Raw genomic sequence first — 18072 nt, 5'->3', positions numbered from 1 at the left:
GCAGGAGAGGCCAAAACGATTTCCGAGCAAGCCGGACCACGCCGCGGCCTTACTCCTCCGGGGCGAGCAAGGCGCCAGCGAGTTCATGCGGCGCCGAACAAATCCCTGGCCTGTTCGGCCGTATAATAACCAAGCCTGATGTCCTGAGCTACCAGTCCCGGATCGCGCTCGCGCGGATCGCCGTAGCCGCCGCCGCCCGGCGTGCCGACGCGCACGCGGTCACCGGCCTTGAGCGCGATGTCCTGCTCCTTGGAGAGGTGCGGCGGCACATGTTCCTTCCCGTCGCGGATGACGGCCACCGTGTTGGGCTCGCCATCCCGGCCGCCGAGCGCGCCTTGCGGGCCGAAGCGGCCATGGTCCATGACAAAGGAGGCGCGGGCTTCTCCACGCAGGATCTCGACCTCGTAGGCAAGGCCAAAGCCGCCGCGATGTTTGCCGGCGCCGCCCGAGCCCTCGCGCAACGCATAGTGACGGTAAAGCACCGGAAAGGCCTGCTCCATGATCTCGACCGGCGGCGACTTGGAGATGCCGATGGTCGAGCAGCCATTGGTCAGCCCGTCATGGCCGGCATTGCCGCCATAGCCGCCGCCGGAGATCTGGTACATGACATAGTCGCGGCCGCGCGCCGGATCGTTGCCGCCGAGCGCGAAATTGCCGCTGGAGCCGGCGGGCGCCGCCGTTACCTTGTCGGGCAGCGCCTGCACCATGGCCGCAAACACCGCCTCGGCGATGCGCTGCGACACTTCCGCGGCGCAGCCCGAGACCGGGCGGGGATATCTGGCATCCAGGAAGGTACCCTCCGGCCGCTTGACCTCGAGCGGCTCGAAGGCGCCGGCGCTGATCGGCACATCGGGGAAGATGTGGCGCATGGCGAGATAGACCGAGGACAAGGTGGTCGCCAGCACGCTGTTCATCGGCCCGGCGCAGGGCTTTGACGAGCCGGCGAAATCGAAAATCAGGGTGTCGCTCTTCTTCTCGACGGCGAGCGCGATGGTCAGCGGCTCGTTGACCACGCCGTCGGAATCGACGAAGGCCTTCGAGCGGTAGGTCCCGTCGGGAATGGCCGCTATGTTGGCGCGCATCTGCTCGGCGGCGCGGCGGCGCAGTTCTGCGATCGCCTCGACAACAGTTTCGTCTCCGTAACGATCCAGAATTCCATTGAGCCGATCCTGGCCGATCAGCAGTGCGGCAGCCTGCGCCCTGATGTCGCCGATGCGCTGGTCGGCGACGCGGATGTTCGAACAGATGATGGCGTAGATCTCCGGGTCGAGTACGCCTTTCTTGAACAGTTTGACCGGCGGCAGCCGCAAGCCTTCCTGCTCGACCGCCGTCGCCGAAGCCGAGAAGCCGCCGGGCACCGAACCGCCAATGTCGGGCCAATGACCGGTGTTGGACAGCCAACAGAAAATCTTGCCGTCCCGGTAGACCGGCATGACGAAGCGCACGTCCATCAGATGCGTGCCGCCGAGATACGGGTCGTTGACGATGTAGATATCGCCCGGCTCCGGGGCCAGGCAGCGGCCGTCGGCGATCATCTCGATCACCGTCCTGGTCGAATATTGCATGACGCCGACGAATACCGGCAGGCCCTGGCTGCCTTGCGCGATCAGCGAGCCGTCGACGGCCGAATAGATGCCGTCGGAGCGATCATTGGCCTCGGCGATGACAGGTGAGAAGGCGGCGCGGGAAAAGGTCAGGTCCATCTCATCGCAGACCTGCTGCAGGGCTGCCTGGAGGACCGAGAGCGTGATGGCGTCGAGCTTTTGCATCTCAGGCCTCGCCGATGTCGATGATGATGTTGCCGTCGGCGTCCGAGCGGGCGCGGTCGCCGGGGTCGAGCACCGTGGTAGCGTCCATCTGTTCGAGGATCGCCGGCCCTTCGATGACCGCATCGAGCGGCAGTTCTTCGCGTGTGTATACGGGCGTGTCATGCCAGCGCCCGCTGTACCAGACCGGCCGGATCTCGCGCCGGGCCTCGTCGAGCGTCTTTGCCCGCCCGGCGGGGTCGATCAGCCGCGACAGATCGATCGCCGGCCTGACACCCGTCACCGAAGTGTTCAAGTTGACCAGATTGGCGCGGATTTCCGGCAGCTCGACCTTGAAGCGGGCGAAATAGGCCTTTTCGAACAGCGCCTGCAGCTCCTGCCTGGTCACCGACGAGGACGGCAGCGACACGTTGATGATGTGGGTCTGGCCGACGAACTGCATGTCGGCGGAATGGGTGACGCGGATGGTCTGCGGTTTCACCGCCTCCTTGGCGATCAGCTGCTCGCCTTCGTTTCGATGCCGTTCCAATACTTGGTGGAGGCGGCTTTCATCAAAAACGCCTACCGGCTGGTTGATGGTGTTGACGAAATCATGGCGCAGATCGGCGACGACGCAGCCGAGCGCATTGGTGATGCCGGGCCGTGCCGGCACCAGCACCCGGGGCAGTCCAAGTTCGCGCGCCAGAGCGGTGGCGTGCAGCGGGCCGGCGCCGCCGAAGGCGAACAGCGCGAAATCGCGCGGATCGTGGCCCCGCGACACCGACACCATGCGGATGGCGCCGGCCATCTTCATGTTGCCGAGCCTGAGCACCGCGCCGGCTGCTTCGACGCCGGACAAGCCCGTCGCCTTGCCGATCCTGTCGGCGAAAATGCCGGTGACACGCTCTGATGTGACCGGATTGTCGACGGCAAGCAGCTTCTTCGACGCCAGCCGGCCGAGCACCAGATTGGCGTCGGTGATGGTCGGCTGAAGGCCGCCGCGGCCGTAGCAGATCGGGCCTGGATTGGCGCCGGCACTTTCCGGGCCGATCTGGATCAGGCCTGCCGCGTCGACGCGCGCGATCGAGCCGCCGCCGGCCCCGACCGTGTGCACCGCCACCATCGGCACATGGATGGGCATGGCGTATTCGATCTCGATCTCGTTCGAAACCGCCGGTTCGGCGTTGCGGATCAGCGCCACGTCGGTCGAGGTGCCGCCCATGTCGTAGGTGACGAGATTTTCGAAGCCGGCGCGCTTGCCCGTGTAGGCGGCGGCGATGACGCCCGAGGCCGGGCCGGACATCACGGTCTTGGCCGATTCACGTGTGACGAAGCGGGCCGAGATCATACCGCCATTGCCGTTCATGATCAGGAAGTCGCGGGCGTAGCCTTTGTCGGCGAGTTCCTTGCGCAGCCGCTCGACATAGCGCTCGAGGATCGGCTGCACCGAAGCGTTGACCGAGGCGGTGACGCCGCGCTCGAATTCGCGCGCTTCCGACAGCAGCGCATGACCCGCGGTGATGTAGTCGTTCGGCCAGAGTTCGGCGGCGATCTCGGCGGCGCGCCGCTCGTGCGAAGGGTTAGCGTAGGAATGCAGGAAGTGGATGACCAGGGATTCGCAGCCGGCATCGATCAGCGCCTTCACCGCCTCGCGCATTTCGGCTTCGTCGAGTGGCATGCGTACCGCTCCCGACGCCTCGACGCGCTCGGACACTTCGAGCCGCAGGTTGCGCGGGATGACCGGAACAAAGGTGCCGGTCATGCCATAGGGCTGCGGCCGCGTGCGCCGGCCGAGCTCGATCACGTCGCGAAAGCCGCGCGTGGTGATCATGCCGGTCTTCGCCAGCCGGCGTTCGAGCACCGCGTTGGTGGTTGTCGTCGTGCCATGCACGATAAGATCGATGCCGTCGATCGGAAAGCCGGTGGTATCGAGCGCCGAAACGACGCCGAAGGCCTGGTTGTCGACGGTCGTGGGCGTCTTGGCGATATGTACCCGCCCGCCATCCTTGCCATCAATCAGAAGCAGATCGGTGAAGGTTCCGCCGACGTCGATGCCGGCGACGACACTGCCCAGGGAATCCGGCGGCTGCACCGAAAAATTCTCTTTCATTGTCGAAACCCGAAATGCTGGGACTACGGATATGTCACAGTTTGGAAAGGTGTTTTACGGCGGCATCTTGACGCAAATATCGTTTGTATACTAATAAATTCCGGACACAAGAGCTTACCGCTTTGGAGTGTGCGAGCAGCACGCCGGAACCTGAACGGTCCGGGCGCGCAGGAATAAGGTTTGGCGCCCGCGTTCGTGAGTTGGGCCAGAAGGTTGGATTTGATGAACACCACATCCGCGTTCAACACCGCCGGCGCCCGCCCGCTGCAATTTCCGATTCCAGCCAATGTCTATGCCGAAACCGTGGTCTCGGTGAAGCACTACACCGACCGGCTGTTCTCGTTCCGCATCACCCGTCCGCAGTCGCTGCGCTTCCGTTCCGGCGAATTCGTCATGATCGGCCTGCCCAATGCCGAGAAGCCGGTGTTCCGCGCCTATTCGGTGGCCAGCCCGGCCTGGGACGAAGAGCTGGAATTCTTTTCCATCAAGGTACCGGACGGCCCCCTGACCTCGGAGTTGCAGAAGATCCAGGTCGGCGACACCGTCATCATGCGCCAGAAGTCGACCGGCACGCTGGTGGTCGACGCGCTGACGCCGGCCAAGCGGCTGTTCATGATCTCCACCGGCACCGGCATCGCGCCCTTCGCCAGCCTGCTGCGTGACCCTGACACTTATGAAAAATTCGAGCAGCTGATCCTGACCCACACCTGCCGTGACAATGCCGAGCTGACCTATGGCCAGGAACTGGTGGCGGCGCTCGAAAGCGACCCGCTGATCGGCGAACTGACCGGCGGCCGTGTCACGCTTTACAACTCCACGACCCGCGAGGAGTCGGCGCGCATGGGTCGCATCACCGCGCTGATCGGCTCCGGCAAATTCTACGCCGACCTCGGCATAGAGAAGCTCAATCCCGAGACCGACCGCATCATGATCTGCGGCTCGATGCATATGCTGAAGGACGTCAAGGAAATGGCCGAGAGCCTCGGTTTCCAGGAAGGCTCGCTCAGCCATCCCTCGACTTTTGTCGTCGAGCGCGCCTTCGTCGGCTGAGGCCTGCTCTTCCCGGCGATCGACCTTTTGACCTTCTGGTCAAAAATTAGCTGCTTTCGCGGCCTTTTTCAGCTACCCTCGCTTGAGGACTCGTGAAGCGCGGCTTCGCGGGCTATCTTCGTGCGTGTCGCCCAAAAGTGCCGAGCGGTTTGGGAAGACGATACACACCAAGACATAGGCGCAGTCGCTGAGTGAAAGGGCAGGAGATGAGCAGCACAATCCGCGAGGCCGAGGCCAAGGTGATGCCGCTGCCGGCGCGCGCCGCCGCCAACACCGCCCTCCCGCTGGATCATCGCATCGCGCGCAATCCCGGCATGAAGCTCGACCTCGGCTTTCTGGAGTCGGTGCGCAGCGTCAACCGCTCGGCGCTGGAACGGCGCGTCGCCAGCCTGACCAAGCGGCGCTCGATCAAGGCCGACAACCAGGCGGCCTGGCTGCTGCGGGCGATAGCCTGCATGGACCTGACGACGCTCAACTCGAACGACACGGAAGAGCGCGTGCGCCGGCTTTGCGCCAAAGCGATCAATCCGCTGCGCCGCGACATCGCTGAGGGCCTGGGCATTGCGGGCGAACCCATCCGCCCGGCCGCCGTCTGCGTCTATCATCCGTTCGTCGCCATCGCGGTCGACGCCGTGCGCGGCACCGGCATCCATGTCGCCGCCGTCTCCACCGCCTTCCCGCATGGTCTTGCGCCACTGTCGACCCGCCTCCAGGAGATCGAGGCCTCGGTGCGCGACGGCGCCGACGAGATCGACGTCGTCATCCCGCGCGGCCTGGTGTTCGGGGCCAAATGGCGCGAGCTCTACAACGAGATCGTCTCGATGCGCGCTGCCTGCGGTGATGCGCATCTGAAGGTCATTCTCGGCACCGGCGACCTCGCCACGCTGCGCAATGTGATGCTGGCCTCTATGGTGGCAATGATGGCGGGCGCCGATTTCATCAAGACCTCGACCGGCAAGGAAAGCGTCAACGCCACGCTGCCCGTCGGCCTTGCCATGGTGCGCGCCATCAGGGCCTATTTCGAGGAGACCGGCTATCTCATCGGCTTCAAGCCGGCCGGCGGCATTTCTACCGCCAAGGTGTCGCTCGACTGGCTGGTGCTGATGAAGGAAGAACTCGGCCGGCCATGGCTGGAACCGGAGCTGTTCCGCTTCGGCGCCTCGAGCCTGCTGACAGACATCGAGCGGCAGCTCGAGCATCACCTGACCGGGCACTATTCGGCCAATCACCGCCACGCGATGGCTTGAGTCAGGGCTCGAACGTGGAGCCCTACGGCGCCCCCCTCTGTCCTACCGGACATCTCCCCCACACGGGGGGAGATCACGCGCTTCCTTGTTTTCGTCCATTTTCAACGTCGCAAGGGCAGCGACACGCTGAAACTGCCAATCTCCCCCCTTGTGGGGGAGATGTCCGGCAGGACAGAGGGGGGCGCGACAGAGCGCTTGCCGAGGCAATTATCTGGAGGGCCCCATGAACATTCTCGAACGCTATCACGCTATGGAATACGGTCCGGCGCCGGAAGCCCGCAACGAGGCCGACGCCTGGCTTGCCGCGCGCGATTTTTCCAAGGCATTGTTCATCGACGGCACCTGGAAGGCGGCTGGCAGCGGCAAGACCTTCGAGACCAGCGAGCCTTCTTCCGGCAAGCTGCTGGCCAAGGTCTCGGATGCCGGAGCCGCCGACATCGACGCGGCGGTCGCGGCGGCCGCGAAAGCGCTGCCGAAATGGTCGGCATCCTCGGGCTATACCAGGGCCAAAGTGCTCTATGCCATCGGCCGCGCCATGCAGCGCCACCAACGCCTGTTCGCGGTGCTTGAGACGATCGACAATGGCAAGCCGATCCGCGAGAGCCGCGACATCGACGTGCCGCTGGCGATCCGCCACTTCATCCATCATGCCGGCTGGGCGCAGGCGCTGGACAGGGATTTCCCCGGCCAGAAGGGCGTCGGCGTCGTCGGCCAGATCATCCCGTGGAACTTTCCGCTCTTGATGCTGGCCTGGAAGATCGCGCCGGCACTTGCCGCCGGCTGCACGGTGGTGCTGAAGCCGGCCGAATTCACGCCGCTGACAGCCATCCTGTTCGCCGAAATCTGCGAACGCGCCGGCGTGCCGAAAGGCGTCGTCAACATCGTGCAGGGCGGCCCGGAAGCGGGTGCGGCCATCGTCAACCATCCCGGCATCCAGAAGATCGCCTTCACCGGGTCTTCCGAAGTCGGCAAGATCATCCGCAAGGCTACCGCCGGCTCGGGCAAGAAGCTGTCGCTGGAGCTTGGCGGCAAGTCGGCCTTCATCGTGTTCGAGGACGCTGATCTCGACAGCGCCGTCGAAGGTCTGGTCGACGGCATCTGGTTCAACCAGGGACAGGTCTGCTGCGCCGGTTCGCGGCTGCTGGTGCAGGAAGGCATCGCCGAGGCGCTGATTGCCAAGGTCAAGATGCGAATGAGCCGGTTGCGCGTCGGCAGCCCGCTCGACAAGAACACCGATATCGGCCCGCTGGTCGATCTGACGCAGCTCGATCGCGTCAAGGGCCTGGTCGCCGAGGGCGCAAAACAGGGGGCGGTCTGCTGGCAGCCGGATGCGGCGCTGCCCTCATCCGGCTATTACCATCTGCCGACCCTCGCTACCGGCGTTTCGCCGGCTAATGTTCTCGCCCAGGAAGAAGTGTTCGGCCCCGTTCTAGCGGCCATGACGTTCCGCAACACCGAGGAAGCAATCGAGCTCGCCAACAACACCCGCTATGGCCTTGCCGCTTCGGTGTGGAGCGAAAACGTCAACCTCGCTTTGCACGTCGCACCGCAATTGAAGGCCGGCGTGATCTGGGTCAACGGCACCAATATGTTCGACGCCGCCTGCGGCTTCGGCGGCTATCGCGAGAGCGGTTTCGGCCGCGAGGGCGGGCGCGAAGGCATGTTCGAATATCTCACGGCAAAGCTGCCGCTCGGCCTGGTCATCAAGCCGGCGACAGTCTCGGCACAACCCGTTGAACAGGCCGATGGCGCAGCAATCGACCGGACGGCAAAACTGTTCATCGGCGGCAAACAGGTTCGGCCCGATGGCAACTACTCGCTGGCGGTTGTCACCGCCAAGGGCAAGCTTGCCGGCGAAGTCGGCTTGGGCAACCGCAAGGATATACGCGATGCCGTCTCCGCGGCGCGGGCCTGCAAGAGCTGGCCGGAGGCGACCGCCTACAACCGCTCACAGGTGCTCTACTATCTGGCGGAAAACCTCTCCGGCCGGGCGGAGGAGTTCGCCGCCCGTCTCGTCCAGCTCACGGGCGCGACCGCCAAGGCGGCACGCGACGAGGTCGACCAGTCGATCGAGCGGTTGTTTCTCTATGCCGGACTTGCCGACAAGTTCGAGGGGCGCGTGCACCAGCCGCCGGCACGGGCGGTGACGCTGGCCTTGCATGAGCCGGTTGGCGTCGTCGGCATCGTCGCGCCCGACAGTCAGCCGCTACTCGGGTTTATCTCGCTGGTCGCGCCGGCGCTGGCGATGGGCAACACGGTGGTCGCGGTGCCTTCGGAGCGCTATCCGCTGCTCGCCACCGACTTGTATCAGGTCATCGAATATTCCGACGTGCCTGCCGGCGCCATCAACATCGTCACCGGACGCACGGCCGAACTTGCCGGCGTGCTGGCCAAGCATGACGATGTCGATGGGCTCTGGCTGTTCGCCGATGCCGACACCTGCGCCAAGGCGGAGGTCGAGTCCGTCGGCAACCTCAAACGTATCTGGAGCGGCAATGGCCGTAGCCTCGACTGGGCCTCGGAAGAAGCCGCTGGCGATGTTTTGCTGCGCCGCGCCGTCGAGGTGAAGAACGTCTGGGTGCCCTACGGCGACTGACGTTCCATGCTGTCACGATGGAGATCGGGTTCGGGCTTGACGCTCGGGCTTATGTTCTTTAACGAGAAAAAACATCTTTATCTGTGAACTGACAGAGCAGGCCACATCATGGCCTGTGACTGGCACATGACGCCTTCGCAGGCCGCCGATAAAGGCAGTTAACCCAGGAGGAGAACAGCATGGCGGATCTGGCAGGCAAGGTCGTCGTCATCACGGCAGCGGCGCAAGGCATCGGCAAGGCAAGCGCGCTCGCCTTCGCCAAGGCAGGAGCTACCGTCCATGCCACCGACATCAACGAAACGCTGCTGGCGGAACTCGCCAAGACTGCCGGGATCAAGACACGCAAGGTCGACGTGCTCAATGACGAGGCGGTCAACACCGCCTTCGCCGGGATCGGCCGCGTCGACGTGCTGTTCAACTGCGCCGGTTTCGTCCACTCCGGCTCGATCCTGGAGATGAAGGACAGCGATCTCGATTTCGCTCTCAACCTCAACGTTCGCGCCATGATCCGCACCATCCGCGCCGTGCTGCCCGGCATGCTGGAGCGCGCAGACGGGTCGATCATCAACATGGCCTCGCTGGCGAGTTCGCAGAAGGGCGTGCCGAACCGTTTCGCCTATGGTGTCACCAAGGCTGCGGTGATCGGCCTGACCAAGGCAGTCGCGGCCGACTATGTCGGCAAGGGCATACGCTGCAACGCCATCTGCCCCGGTACGGTGGAAAGCCCGTCGCTGCAGGATCGCATGCACGCGCAGGGCGATTATGAAGCCGCGCGCGCCGCCTTCATCGCGCGCCAGCCGATGGGCCGGCTCGGCACGCCGGAGGAAATCGCCGATCTGGCCGTCTATCTGGCCGGCGCCACCTACACATCCGGGCAGGCCTACAATATCGATGGTGGCTGGTCGATCTGACCGGATCGAGGAGTCTGAAAATCCCGCTCACCGGCGATCACTATATGGTGTCCGCGCTTGCCCTGGATCAGGCCGGTGGCACGGTCCGCCGGCTTCCCAAACGGGAGCCATTCGTTTCGGTGAAGAGTTTGCAAAAGGCCGCGAGGCCGCAACCAGGAGAAGGGTCTAAATGAAACTGCTGCGCTATGGCGAGGTGGGGAGCGAACGTCCCGGCCTGCTCGATGCGGATGGGACGATCCGCGACCTCTCCGCCCATGTCGCCGACATTGCCGGCACCACGCTTCACCCGGCCTCGCTGGAGATGCTGTCCAAGCTCGACGCAAAGTCGCTGCCGGCGGTTTCCGGCAAGCCGCGGCTCGGCGCCTGCGTTGCCGGCACCGGCAAGTTCATCTGCATCGGCCTCAACTATTCCGACCACGCCGCCGAGACCGGCGCCACCGTGCCGCCGGAGCCGATCATCTTCATGAAGGCCAGCTCGGCCATCGTCGGACCGGACGATGACGTGCTGATCCCGCGCGGCTCGGAGAAGACCGACTGGGAGGTCGAGCTGGGCGTGGTCATCGGCAAAACGGCAAAATATGTCAGCCAGGCCGATGCGCTCGATTATGTCGCCGGCTACTGCGTCGCGCACGATGTCTCCGAGCGCGCCTTCCAGGCCGAGCGCCAGGGCCAATGGACCAAGGGCAAGAGCTGCGACACGTTCGGCCCGACCGGCCCATGGCTGGTGACCAAGGACGAGGTCTCGGATCCGCAGAACCTGAAGATGTGGCTGACCGTCAACGGCAAGACCATGCAGAACGGCTCGACGAAGACCATGGTCTACGGCGTCGCCTATCTTGTGTCCTATCTCAGCCAGTTCATGTCGCTGCATCCTGGCGACATCATTTCGACAGGCACGCCGCCCGGTGTCGGCCTGGGCATGAAGCCGCCGGTGTTCTTGAAGGCCGGCGACGTGGTGGAGCTGGGCATCGAAGGGTTGGGCCAGCAGAAGCAGACGTTCAGGGCTGACGCATAACTTTCACAAGTCGCGCCGCCCCTCATCTGGCTGCCGCCATCTTCTCCCCGTAAAACGGGGAGAAGGACGCTGTCGTTGCTGCTTTCGCCAATCGCCGGCGCTGGAGCTATCTTCCTTCTCCCCGTCACTATACGGGGAGAAGGTGCCGGCAGGCGAATGAGGGGCAGCGCCAACTATGTTGCGATACTACTTCAGCACCTTCCCATCCGCGCCAAACCGATAGGTCTTCGCCGGATCCGGCGTTGCATAAAGTGTCGCCCCCGGCGCGGCGTCATAAACACCGAAAATGCGCACGGTGATCAGCCCGGCCTTCTCGCAGTCGAGATAGAGATTGGTGTCGGCGCCGAGGTGCTCGGCATGCACGACCGTGCCTTTCCAGGCGCCGGATTTCGGGTCGACAGTCAGATGCTCCGGCCGCACGCCGATGCTCTTGGCGGTTTCCCCAAGCCTGGCGCCGTCGATGAAGTTCATCTTCGGCGAGCCGATGAAGCCCGCGACAAATTCGTTCGCCGGCGAATTGTAGAGTTCCATCGGTCCGCCGATCTGCTCGATTTTCCCGGCATTGAGCACCACGATCTTGTCTGCCAGCGTCATCGCCTCGACCTGGTCGTGGGTGACGTAGATCATCGTCGCCTTGAGGCGGCGATGCAGCTGCGCGATTTCCAACCGCGTGTTGACGCGCAGTGCCGCGTCGAGATTGGACAAAGGCTCGTCGAACAGGAACAGCTTTGGCTCGCGCACCACGGCGCGGCCGATGGCGACGCGCTGGCGCTGGCCGCCGGAGAGTTCCGCGGGACGCCTTTCCAGATAGGGCTCAAGCGACAGCATGGACGAGGCGATGCCGATGCGGCGCTCGATCTCGGGCGCCGGCGTGCCGGCCTGCTTGAGGCCAAGGCCCATATTGTTCTTCACCGTCAGGTGCGGATAGAGCGCATAGGTCTGGAACACCATGGCGATGCCGCGCTTGGCCGGCGGCGTGGCCGAGACATCCGCGCCATCGATGACCACCCGGCCCGAGGTCGAATCCTCCAGCCCGGCGATCACCCTCAGCAAAGTCGACTTGCCGCAGCCCGAGGGGCCGACGAAGACGACGAATTCGCCATCCGTTACTTCGAGGTCGATGCCCTTCAGCACCTCGACCGGGCCGAAAGCCTTCTTCACGTTTTCGATCTTCAGCGAGCCCACGGCAGTCCTCCAAATTGATAAGTGGGCGCCAGGGCACCCCCCTCTGTCCTGCCGGACATCTCCCCCTCAAGGGGGGAGATTGGCAGCTTTGACGCTGACACACTCTTGTTGACGTTTGTGATCGGCGAAGGCCATGCCGACAGCTGATCTCCCTCCTTGAGGGGGAGATGGCCGGCAGGCCAGAGGGGGGCGCCGTAGGCCGCAACCCCTACCGCTAGCCTCGTTTTCACAATCGCACCGCCTTCCCGCTGCGCACGCTCTCGTCGGCGGCAAGGCAGACGGCGAGCGATTTCACGGCGTCGTCCATATGGCGGGTGAGATCGATATCCTCGCGGATCGCCTTGAGGACAAAAGCCTGTTCGAGATCGCAGAGATCCTGGTGGCCGGGTTCGCCCTCCATCGACAGCATCTCGTCTGGCTTGGCGAACTTGCCGTCCGCGCCGGTTTTCGCCCTGTGCAGGCGGATGGTCGACGTCTTGGTGTGAGTGTCGATGTCGTCGGACTTAACGCCTTCCTTCATGACGATCGACACGCAGCCCGTCGACGAGATGACATCTTTGACAAAGAACGCGGTCTCCGAAATCATCGGTCCCCAGCCGGCCTCGTACCAGCCGACCGAGCCGTCATCGAACAGCACCTGGAGGTGGCCGTAATTGTACATCGTGGGCGCCACCTCCTCGGTCAGCCGCACGCCCATGCCGCGCACCTCGACCGGCCTGGCGTCGGTGATCTGCAGCATGACGTCGAGATAATGCACGCCGCAGTCGACGATCGGCGAGGTCGTGCGCATCAATTGCTTGTGCGTCTCCCAGGTATGGCCAGAGGACTGCTGGTTGAGGTTCATGCGGAAGACATAAGGGCCGCCGAGCTTGCGCGCCTCGGCGATCAGCCTGATCCAGGACGGGTGGTGGCGCAGTATGTAGCCGATCACCAGTTTCCTGCCATTGGCCTTGGCGGCCGCGACGACGCGCCTGGCGTCGGCCACCGTCGTCGCCAGGGGCTTTTCGACGAAGACATGGCAGCCGGCCTCGAACGCCCTCACCGCATAGTCGGCGTGGCTGTCGGAATAAGTGGCTATGCAGGCGACATCGGGCTTTTCGTCGCGCAGCGCATCGTCGAAGGAGCGCCTGACGCCGTAGCCCGACAGCCCATCCGGCAGCGGCACGTCGGAGCGGTTGATCAACGCGGCGATCTCGAAGCCCGGATTGGTGTGATAGGCGAGCGCATGGCTGCGGCCCATATTGCCGAGGCCGGCGACGACGACGCGAAGGGGCGTTTCAGAGTTCACCGAGCTGCTCCAGATATCCTGGTTTCTCTTGAGAGGGTGTCACCCCACCCGGCGCTACGCGCCGACCTCCCCATCAAGGGGAGGTAGGACGTCGGCGTGACCCCCGCCACGCTCAAAGAGGCTTCTCCGAAACGTGTCCCTTGGCCGTCGTGAATGAAGCCGTGACCTTCGACCTCCCCTTCAAGGGGAGGTCGGCGCGAAGCGCCGGGTGGGGTGAAGGCTCCAACAGAGATTTGTCCGCTCACTTGACGGCTCCTGACGTAATGCCGCGGATCAGCTGCCGCGAGAAGATGACGTAGAGGATCAGCACCGGCATGATCGCCAGCGAGAGCGCGGCCAGGATGGCGTTCCAGTTGGTGACGAACTGGCCGAGGAAGAGCTGCGCGCCGAGGGTCACAGTCTTGGTCTCTTCCGACGGCGCCAGGATCAGCGGGAACCACAGATCGTTCCAGATCGGGATCATGGTGAAGACGGCGACTGTCGCCATCGATGGCCGCACCAGCGGCAGCACCAGCCGGAAGAAGATGGTATATTCCGACAGGCCGTCGATGCGGCCGGCGTTCTTCAGGTCGTCGGACACCTGCTTCATGAATTCCGAAAGGATGAAGACAGCCAGCGGCAGGCCTTGCGCGGTGTAGACCAGGATCAGCGCCGTCAGCGTGTTGACCAGCCCGCTCGCCACCATCAATTGCAGGATGGCGACGGTGGCCAGCCGGATCGGGATCATGATGCCCAGCGCCAGATAGAGGCCCATCAGCGTATTGCCGCGAAAACGGTATTCCGACAGGGCGAATGCCGCCATGGCGCCGAACAGCAGCACGAAGAACAGCGAGGCGACCGTGACGACGAGGCTGTTCTGGAAGTAGTGGATGAAGTCGCCCTGGCCGATCACCGTGGTGTAGCCGATCAGGTCGAAGGTCTTTGGCGTCGGCGGCGTCAAAGGCGCGCCGAAAATGCCGGCGCGGGATTTGAACGAATTCATGATGACAAGGATCACCGGGAACAGCGCGATCGCCGTGTAGGTCAACAGGACCGCATGGGCGCCGATCGTGCGGGGCAGCGAACGGGTGGCGGTGCTCATTGGATGGTCTCCTGAGGAGCTACTTTGCCGAGGAACAGCACCCAGCCACCCCCCTCTGGCCTGCCGGCCATCTCCCCCGCAAGGGGGGAGATTGGCAGCTTTGGCGCCGACACATCTCCTGCATCGCTGGTGGCTGGCGAAGGCCGTGACAACAGCTGATCTCCCCCCTTGCGGGGGAGATGTCCGGCAGGACAGAGGGGGGTGCTCGAGCTCGACATATCGCCCCCTAAAACTGATATCGACGCAGGCGCGTCTGGATGAGGAAGAGGTAGACGCAGACACCGCCGAGGATGATCAGGAACATGATCGTGGCGATGGTCGCGCCCATGTTGGGGTCGCCGACCTGCAGCTGGAAGCCGAAGAATGCGCGGTAGAGGAAGGTGCCGAGAATGTCGGTCGAATAATTCGGCCCGGCGAGCGCGCCCTGCGCGGTGTAGATCAGGTCGAAGGCGTTGAAATTGCCGACGAAGGTCAGGATCGAGATGATGCCGATCGAGGGCAGGATCAGCGGCAGCTTGATCTTCCAGAACTGCGACAGGCCGGTGATGCCATCGCATTCCGCCGCCTCTATGACCTCATTGGGGATCGACAGCAGCGCGGCGTAGATCAGCATCATGGGGATGCCGACGAACTGCCACACCGAGACCAGGCTAAGCGCGGTCAGCGCATACTGCTCCTTGCCGAGCCATGGCGTGAACAGGCTTTTAAGGCCGACCAGGTCCATCATGTGCGGTGCCACGCCCCATAGCGGCGACAGGATGAGCTTCCAGGCGAAGCCGACGATGACGAAGGACAGGATGGTCGGCACGAAGATCGCCGTGCGGTAGAAGGCCGAAAAGCGCAGCCTGGGGCTGGACAGAAGTGCGGCCAGCAGTACGCCGATCGGGTTCTGCACCAGCATGTGGATGATGAAGAACCAGACATTGTTGCGCAGCGCGTTCCAGAAATTCACCGACCAGTTTGGATCGCCGAACAGGGTGCGGAAGTTTGCCAGCCCGACGAAGACCTGGGATTGCTCGATGTTGCGGAACAGCGACAGCTGCAAAGTGCCGGCGAGCGGCAGGATCATGATCGCCGTATAGACGAGCACCGCCGGCGCCAGGAAGACGGCGATATGCCAGCGGATCGGTCTTTTCGGTCGTGCTTGTGCGGCCATGAGTTCGGTCCCCACCGATCAGGTCTGGGAAAATGCTTTCGACAACAGCGGTGCCCCTCATCCTTACCCTCTCCCGGTGAAGAACGGAGAGAGTAGGTCGCCAGCGTTGCGGCAACTCCCTTTCTCACCGTGACTGTACGGGGAGAAGGTGCCGGCAGGCGGGTAAGGGGCGGCGCCGTCCTTCGCAGTCGATGCTATCGAAAAACGCTGGGCCGTCCACCTGGAACGGCCCAGCTCATTGCCCGAGCCTTACTTGGCGGGCTTGTACCAACTGTCGAGGCCGTCCTGCAGCTTCTTGGCAGCGGCTTCCGGCGTATCGGTGCCGTTGATGACATTGGCCGATTCGACCCAGGTCTCGTTCTCGAGGTTCGGCGTGCCGCGCGACAGGATCTGGTAGGTCGATCGGATCGTCGACTTGCACTTGCCGCGCCAGGAGACGAATTCCTGCGCCAGCGGGTCTTCCATCTTCACCGGCGAGGAGTTCAGGCTGAAGAAGCCCGGCAGCGCGTTGGCGTAGATGGTGGCGAAATCCGGCGAGGCCACCCAGGACAAGAAGGTCTTGGCCGCATCCGCATGCTTGGAGCCCGCATTCAGGCCCATGCCGATATCGGTATGGTCGGAGATGTAGCAGGTATCGCCGGCCTTCTCGACCGGCGGCGGGAAGGCACCCATCTTGAACTGGGCCTGAGTGTTGAACAGGCCGATTTCCCACGAGCCGGCCGGGTAAATGGCGGCGCGGCCGAGCGTGAACAGGTTCTGGCTGTCCGGATAGGTCTGCGCCTCGAAGCCGTCGCCGAGATAGGGCTTCCACTTGGCCAGTTCCTCATAGGGCGCGACCCAGTCCTTGTCGGTCAGCTTCTGCTCGCCCTTGATGAGGGCCGCGCGGCCTTCCTCGCCCTTCCAGTAGTTGGGGCCGATGTTCTGGTAGCCCATGGTCGCGGCTTCCCAGAGATCCTTGGTGCCCATCGCCATCGGGATGTAAGTGCCGTCGGCCTTGATCTTGTCGAGCGCGGCGAAGAACTCGTCACGGGTCTCCGGCACCTTGATGCCGAGCTTGTCGAAGGCGTCCTTGTTGTAGATGAAGCCATGGATGACCGACGCCATCGGCACGCAGAAGGTCGCCTTGCCGTCGTCGGTCTGCCAGGCGGACTTGGCCACCGGCGAGAAGTTGTCCATGCCCGGCAGCGAGGAGAGGTCCGCGAGATTGCCCTTCTTGAACAGCTCGAGCGACTTGTCGAACGGGCGGCAGGTGATCAGGTCGCCCGCCGAACCGGCGGCGAGCTTGGCGCCGAGAGCCGCGTCATATTCGGTCGGCGCCGAGGGCGCGAACACCACCTTGATGCCGGGGTTCTTGGCTTCGAAAGCCGGGATCAGCTTGTCCTTCCAGATGGCAAGGTCGTCGCCGCGCCAGCTTTCGATGTTGAGCGTTACGTCCTCGGCGTAAGCCACCCCGGCGGAGCCGAGAATGCTGGTGCCCAGAAGCAGTGCCGTCAGTAGTTTCGTTGTCATGCTCAGTCTCCCTGTTGACCTTTTTCAGGTTCGGTTTTGATGAGAACAGAGGCGTTGCGCCCCTTGCTCCCCTCGCAAGCCTGTTTCACCCCGATGGACACCGGGATGAAACAGGCTCTATTTCTTTGTTCGAGCACGATCTTTTCCGAAAAGCGGTCTCCACTTTTCGGGATCATGCCCCAGCGCGGAAAGGGCCGGCCGCAGCTTCTGGCCGGCCTCTTCCAGTATCTTCTGCGCCGTGTCGGCGCTGTCGGCGCCGGCGGCAAGCAGAATGGCGGTCTTGACCGCACCGCCGCTCTTTTCGAGCAGGCGGGCCGCGTCGTCGCGGCTGCCGCCGCTGATGGCCGCGACGATCCGCGCCGCGCGGTCGCGCAGCTTGCTGTTGTCGGCCATGAGATTGACCATGTAGCCGTCATGGACATGGCCGAGATGGATGGCGGCGAGCGTCGACAGCATATTGAGGGCGATCTTCTGGGCCGTGCCGGCGCCCATGCGCGTCGAGCCGGCGATCACTTCCGGCGGCGTTTCGAGCAGGATGGCGGTTCCAGACAGACGCAGCAGAGCCGAGTCCCGGTTGTTGGCGATGCCGATGGTGGCCGCACCGCGACGGGCGGCTTCCTCGATCGCCCGCAGTGCATAGGGCGTCGTACCACTGGCCGAGATTGCGATCAGGCAGTCGCCCTTGCCAATGCCGGCGTTGGCGACCGCTGTCGCGGCCTCCTCTTTATCGTCTTCGGGGCCGCCGGCCAGCGTTCTGAAGGCCTCATCGCCGCCGGCGATCAGGATGGCGATGCGGTCGCGACGGATGCCGAAGGTGCCAGGCAGTTCCAGCGCATCGGCAAGCGCCATCAGGCCGGAGCTGCCGGCCGCGGCATAGGCGAGCTTGCCGCCGCCCTTCAGGCTACCGGTGATGATCTCGGCCGCTTCGGCGATGGAGGGAATGGCGTTGCGCACAATCTTCGCCGCCTCGACCTGCGCATCGGCCAGCGAAGCAAGGATCGCTTCGGGAGCCTGGATATCCAGCCCCTCAGCATTCCTGTGCAGCGCTTCGGTGCGCGTTTCGGCCATCCCAATTCCTCCAATTCGGAAAACAATACCAAAAAAATACCACTTGTCCACACGCATTAACGAATTCGCCGCATTGAAATCGCTGGCGCAGGTAAATGGCCAAGTTTTTCA

At 63.9% G+C, this 18072-nt stretch carries 13 protein-coding genes; 5 read left to right on the top strand and 8 right to left on the bottom strand.

What is annotated here, in order from left to right; genetic code table 11:
* Nucleotides 1-83: 83 nt before the first annotated feature.
* Nucleotides 84-1769, bottom strand: a complete 1686-nt coding sequence (locus FJ940_RS03155) for a hydantoinase B/oxoprolinase family protein (RefSeq protein WP_140655216.1) — start codon at nt 1767-1769, stop codon at nt 84-86.
* Nucleotide 1770: 1 nt separating this feature from the next.
* Complete coding sequence (locus FJ940_RS03150) at nt 1771-3855, bottom strand: hydantoinase/oxoprolinase family protein (RefSeq protein ID WP_140655213.1); 2085 nt, start codon at nt 3853-3855, stop codon at nt 1771-1773.
* Nucleotides 3856-4077: 222 nt separating this feature from the next.
* Here FJ940_RS03150 and FJ940_RS03145 point away from each other — a divergent pair, with 222 nt between their 5' ends.
* The 5 genes from FJ940_RS03145 (at nt 4078) to FJ940_RS03120 (ending at nt 10674) form a co-directional block, all read left to right on the top strand.
* Complete coding sequence (locus FJ940_RS03145; protein WP_140514230.1) at nt 4078-4905, top strand: ferredoxin--NADP reductase; 828 nt, start codon at nt 4078-4080, stop codon at nt 4903-4905.
* Nucleotides 4906-5111: 206 nt separating this feature from the next.
* Entirely contained in the window at nt 5112-6152 is a 1041-nt protein-coding gene (deoC, locus tag FJ940_RS03140) for a deoxyribose-phosphate aldolase (protein ID WP_140655210.1), read from the top strand.
* 223 nt (nt 6153-6375) lie between these two features.
* Entirely contained in the window at nt 6376-8748 is a 2373-nt protein-coding gene (locus tag FJ940_RS03130) for an aldehyde dehydrogenase family protein (protein WP_140655207.1), read from the top strand.
* Nucleotides 8749-8927: 179 nt separating this feature from the next.
* Nucleotides 8928-9659, top strand: coding sequence for an SDR family oxidoreductase (locus tag FJ940_RS03125; protein ID WP_140514227.1), 732 nt, complete (start codon nt 8928-8930; stop codon nt 9657-9659).
* A 169-nt stretch (nt 9660-9828) separates the two neighbouring features.
* The gene (locus FJ940_RS03120; RefSeq protein WP_140514225.1) at nt 9829-10674 is read left to right on the top strand and encodes a fumarylacetoacetate hydrolase family protein; all 846 of its coding nucleotides are present in this window, start codon (nt 9829-9831) and stop codon (nt 10672-10674) included.
* A 186-nt stretch (nt 10675-10860) separates the two neighbouring features.
* On the opposite strand, the gene FJ940_RS03115 is transcribed toward FJ940_RS03120, so the two are convergent.
* From FJ940_RS03115 to FJ940_RS03080, 6 genes are all read right to left on the bottom strand, one after another.
* Nucleotides 10861-11859, bottom strand: coding sequence for an ABC transporter ATP-binding protein (locus FJ940_RS03115; protein ID WP_140655204.1), 999 nt, complete (start codon nt 11857-11859; stop codon nt 10861-10863).
* Between the two features lie 226 nt (nt 11860-12085).
* On the bottom strand, nt 12086-13147 hold the full coding sequence (locus FJ940_RS03105; protein WP_140655199.1) for a Gfo/Idh/MocA family oxidoreductase: 1062 nt from the start codon (nt 13145-13147) through the stop codon (nt 12086-12088).
* Nucleotides 13148-13388: 241 nt separating this feature from the next.
* Nucleotides 13389-14228 (bottom strand): carbohydrate ABC transporter permease, encoded by an 840-nt coding sequence (locus tag FJ940_RS03100; protein WP_140551691.1) that lies wholly within the window; start codon nt 14226-14228, stop codon nt 13389-13391.
* Nucleotides 14229-14454: 226 nt separating this feature from the next.
* Entirely contained in the window at nt 14455-15384 is a 930-nt protein-coding gene (locus FJ940_RS03090) for a sugar ABC transporter permease (protein WP_140524307.1), read from the bottom strand.
* 249 nt (nt 15385-15633) lie between these two features.
* Complete coding sequence (locus FJ940_RS03085) at nt 15634-16893, bottom strand: ABC transporter substrate-binding protein (protein WP_140491603.1); 1260 nt, start codon at nt 16891-16893, stop codon at nt 15634-15636.
* 117 nt (nt 16894-17010) lie between these two features.
* Nucleotides 17011-17961: an N-acetylmuramic acid 6-phosphate etherase gene (locus tag FJ940_RS03080; protein ID WP_140625255.1), complete on the bottom strand. Its 951-nt coding sequence runs from the start codon at nt 17959-17961 to the stop codon at nt 17011-17013.
* Nucleotides 17962-18072 lie beyond the last annotated feature (111 nt).

This window comes from Mesorhizobium sp. B2-3-7, assembly GCF_006442695.1.
In the GTDB taxonomy this organism is placed as follows: Bacteria; Pseudomonadota; Alphaproteobacteria; order Rhizobiales; family Rhizobiaceae; genus Mesorhizobium.
Note: the sequence above shows the minus strand (reverse complement) of the source record. Positions and strands in the feature narration are given on the sequence as shown.

What these genes read in the sequence shown, in the direction of transcription:
- FJ940_RS03155 (WP_140655216.1), bottom strand. Translation starts at nt 1,769, where the DNA reads ATGCAAAAGCTCGACGCCATCACGCTCTCGGTCCTCCAGGCAGCCCTG.
- FJ940_RS03150 (WP_140655213.1), bottom strand. Translation starts at nt 3,855, where the DNA reads ATGAAAGAGAATTTTTCGGTGCAGCCGCCGGATTCCCTGGGCAGTGTC.
- FJ940_RS03145 (WP_140514230.1), top strand. Translation starts at nt 4,078, where the DNA reads ATGAACACCACATCCGCGTTCAACACCGCCGGCGCCCGCCCGCTGCAA.
- deoC (WP_140655210.1), top strand. Translation starts at nt 5,112, where the DNA reads ATGAGCAGCACAATCCGCGAGGCCGAGGCCAAGGTGATGCCGCTGCCG.
- FJ940_RS03130 (WP_140655207.1), top strand. Translation starts at nt 6,376, where the DNA reads ATGAACATTCTCGAACGCTATCACGCTATGGAATACGGTCCGGCGCCG.
- FJ940_RS03125 (WP_140514227.1), top strand. Translation starts at nt 8,928, where the DNA reads ATGGCGGATCTGGCAGGCAAGGTCGTCGTCATCACGGCAGCGGCGCAA.
- FJ940_RS03120 (WP_140514225.1), top strand. Translation starts at nt 9,829, where the DNA reads ATGAAACTGCTGCGCTATGGCGAGGTGGGGAGCGAACGTCCCGGCCTG.
- FJ940_RS03100 (WP_140551691.1), bottom strand. Translation starts at nt 14,228, where the DNA reads ATGAGCACCGCCACCCGTTCGCTGCCCCGCACGATCGGCGCCCATGCG.
- FJ940_RS03090 (WP_140524307.1), bottom strand. Translation starts at nt 15,384, where the DNA reads ATGGCCGCACAAGCACGACCGAAAAGACCGATCCGCTGGCATATCGCC.
- FJ940_RS03085 (WP_140491603.1), bottom strand. Translation starts at nt 16,893, where the DNA reads ATGACAACGAAACTACTGACGGCACTGCTTCTGGGCACCAGCATTCTC.
- FJ940_RS03080 (WP_140625255.1), bottom strand. Translation starts at nt 17,961, where the DNA reads ATGGCCGAAACGCGCACCGAAGCGCTGCACAGGAATGCTGAGGGGCTG.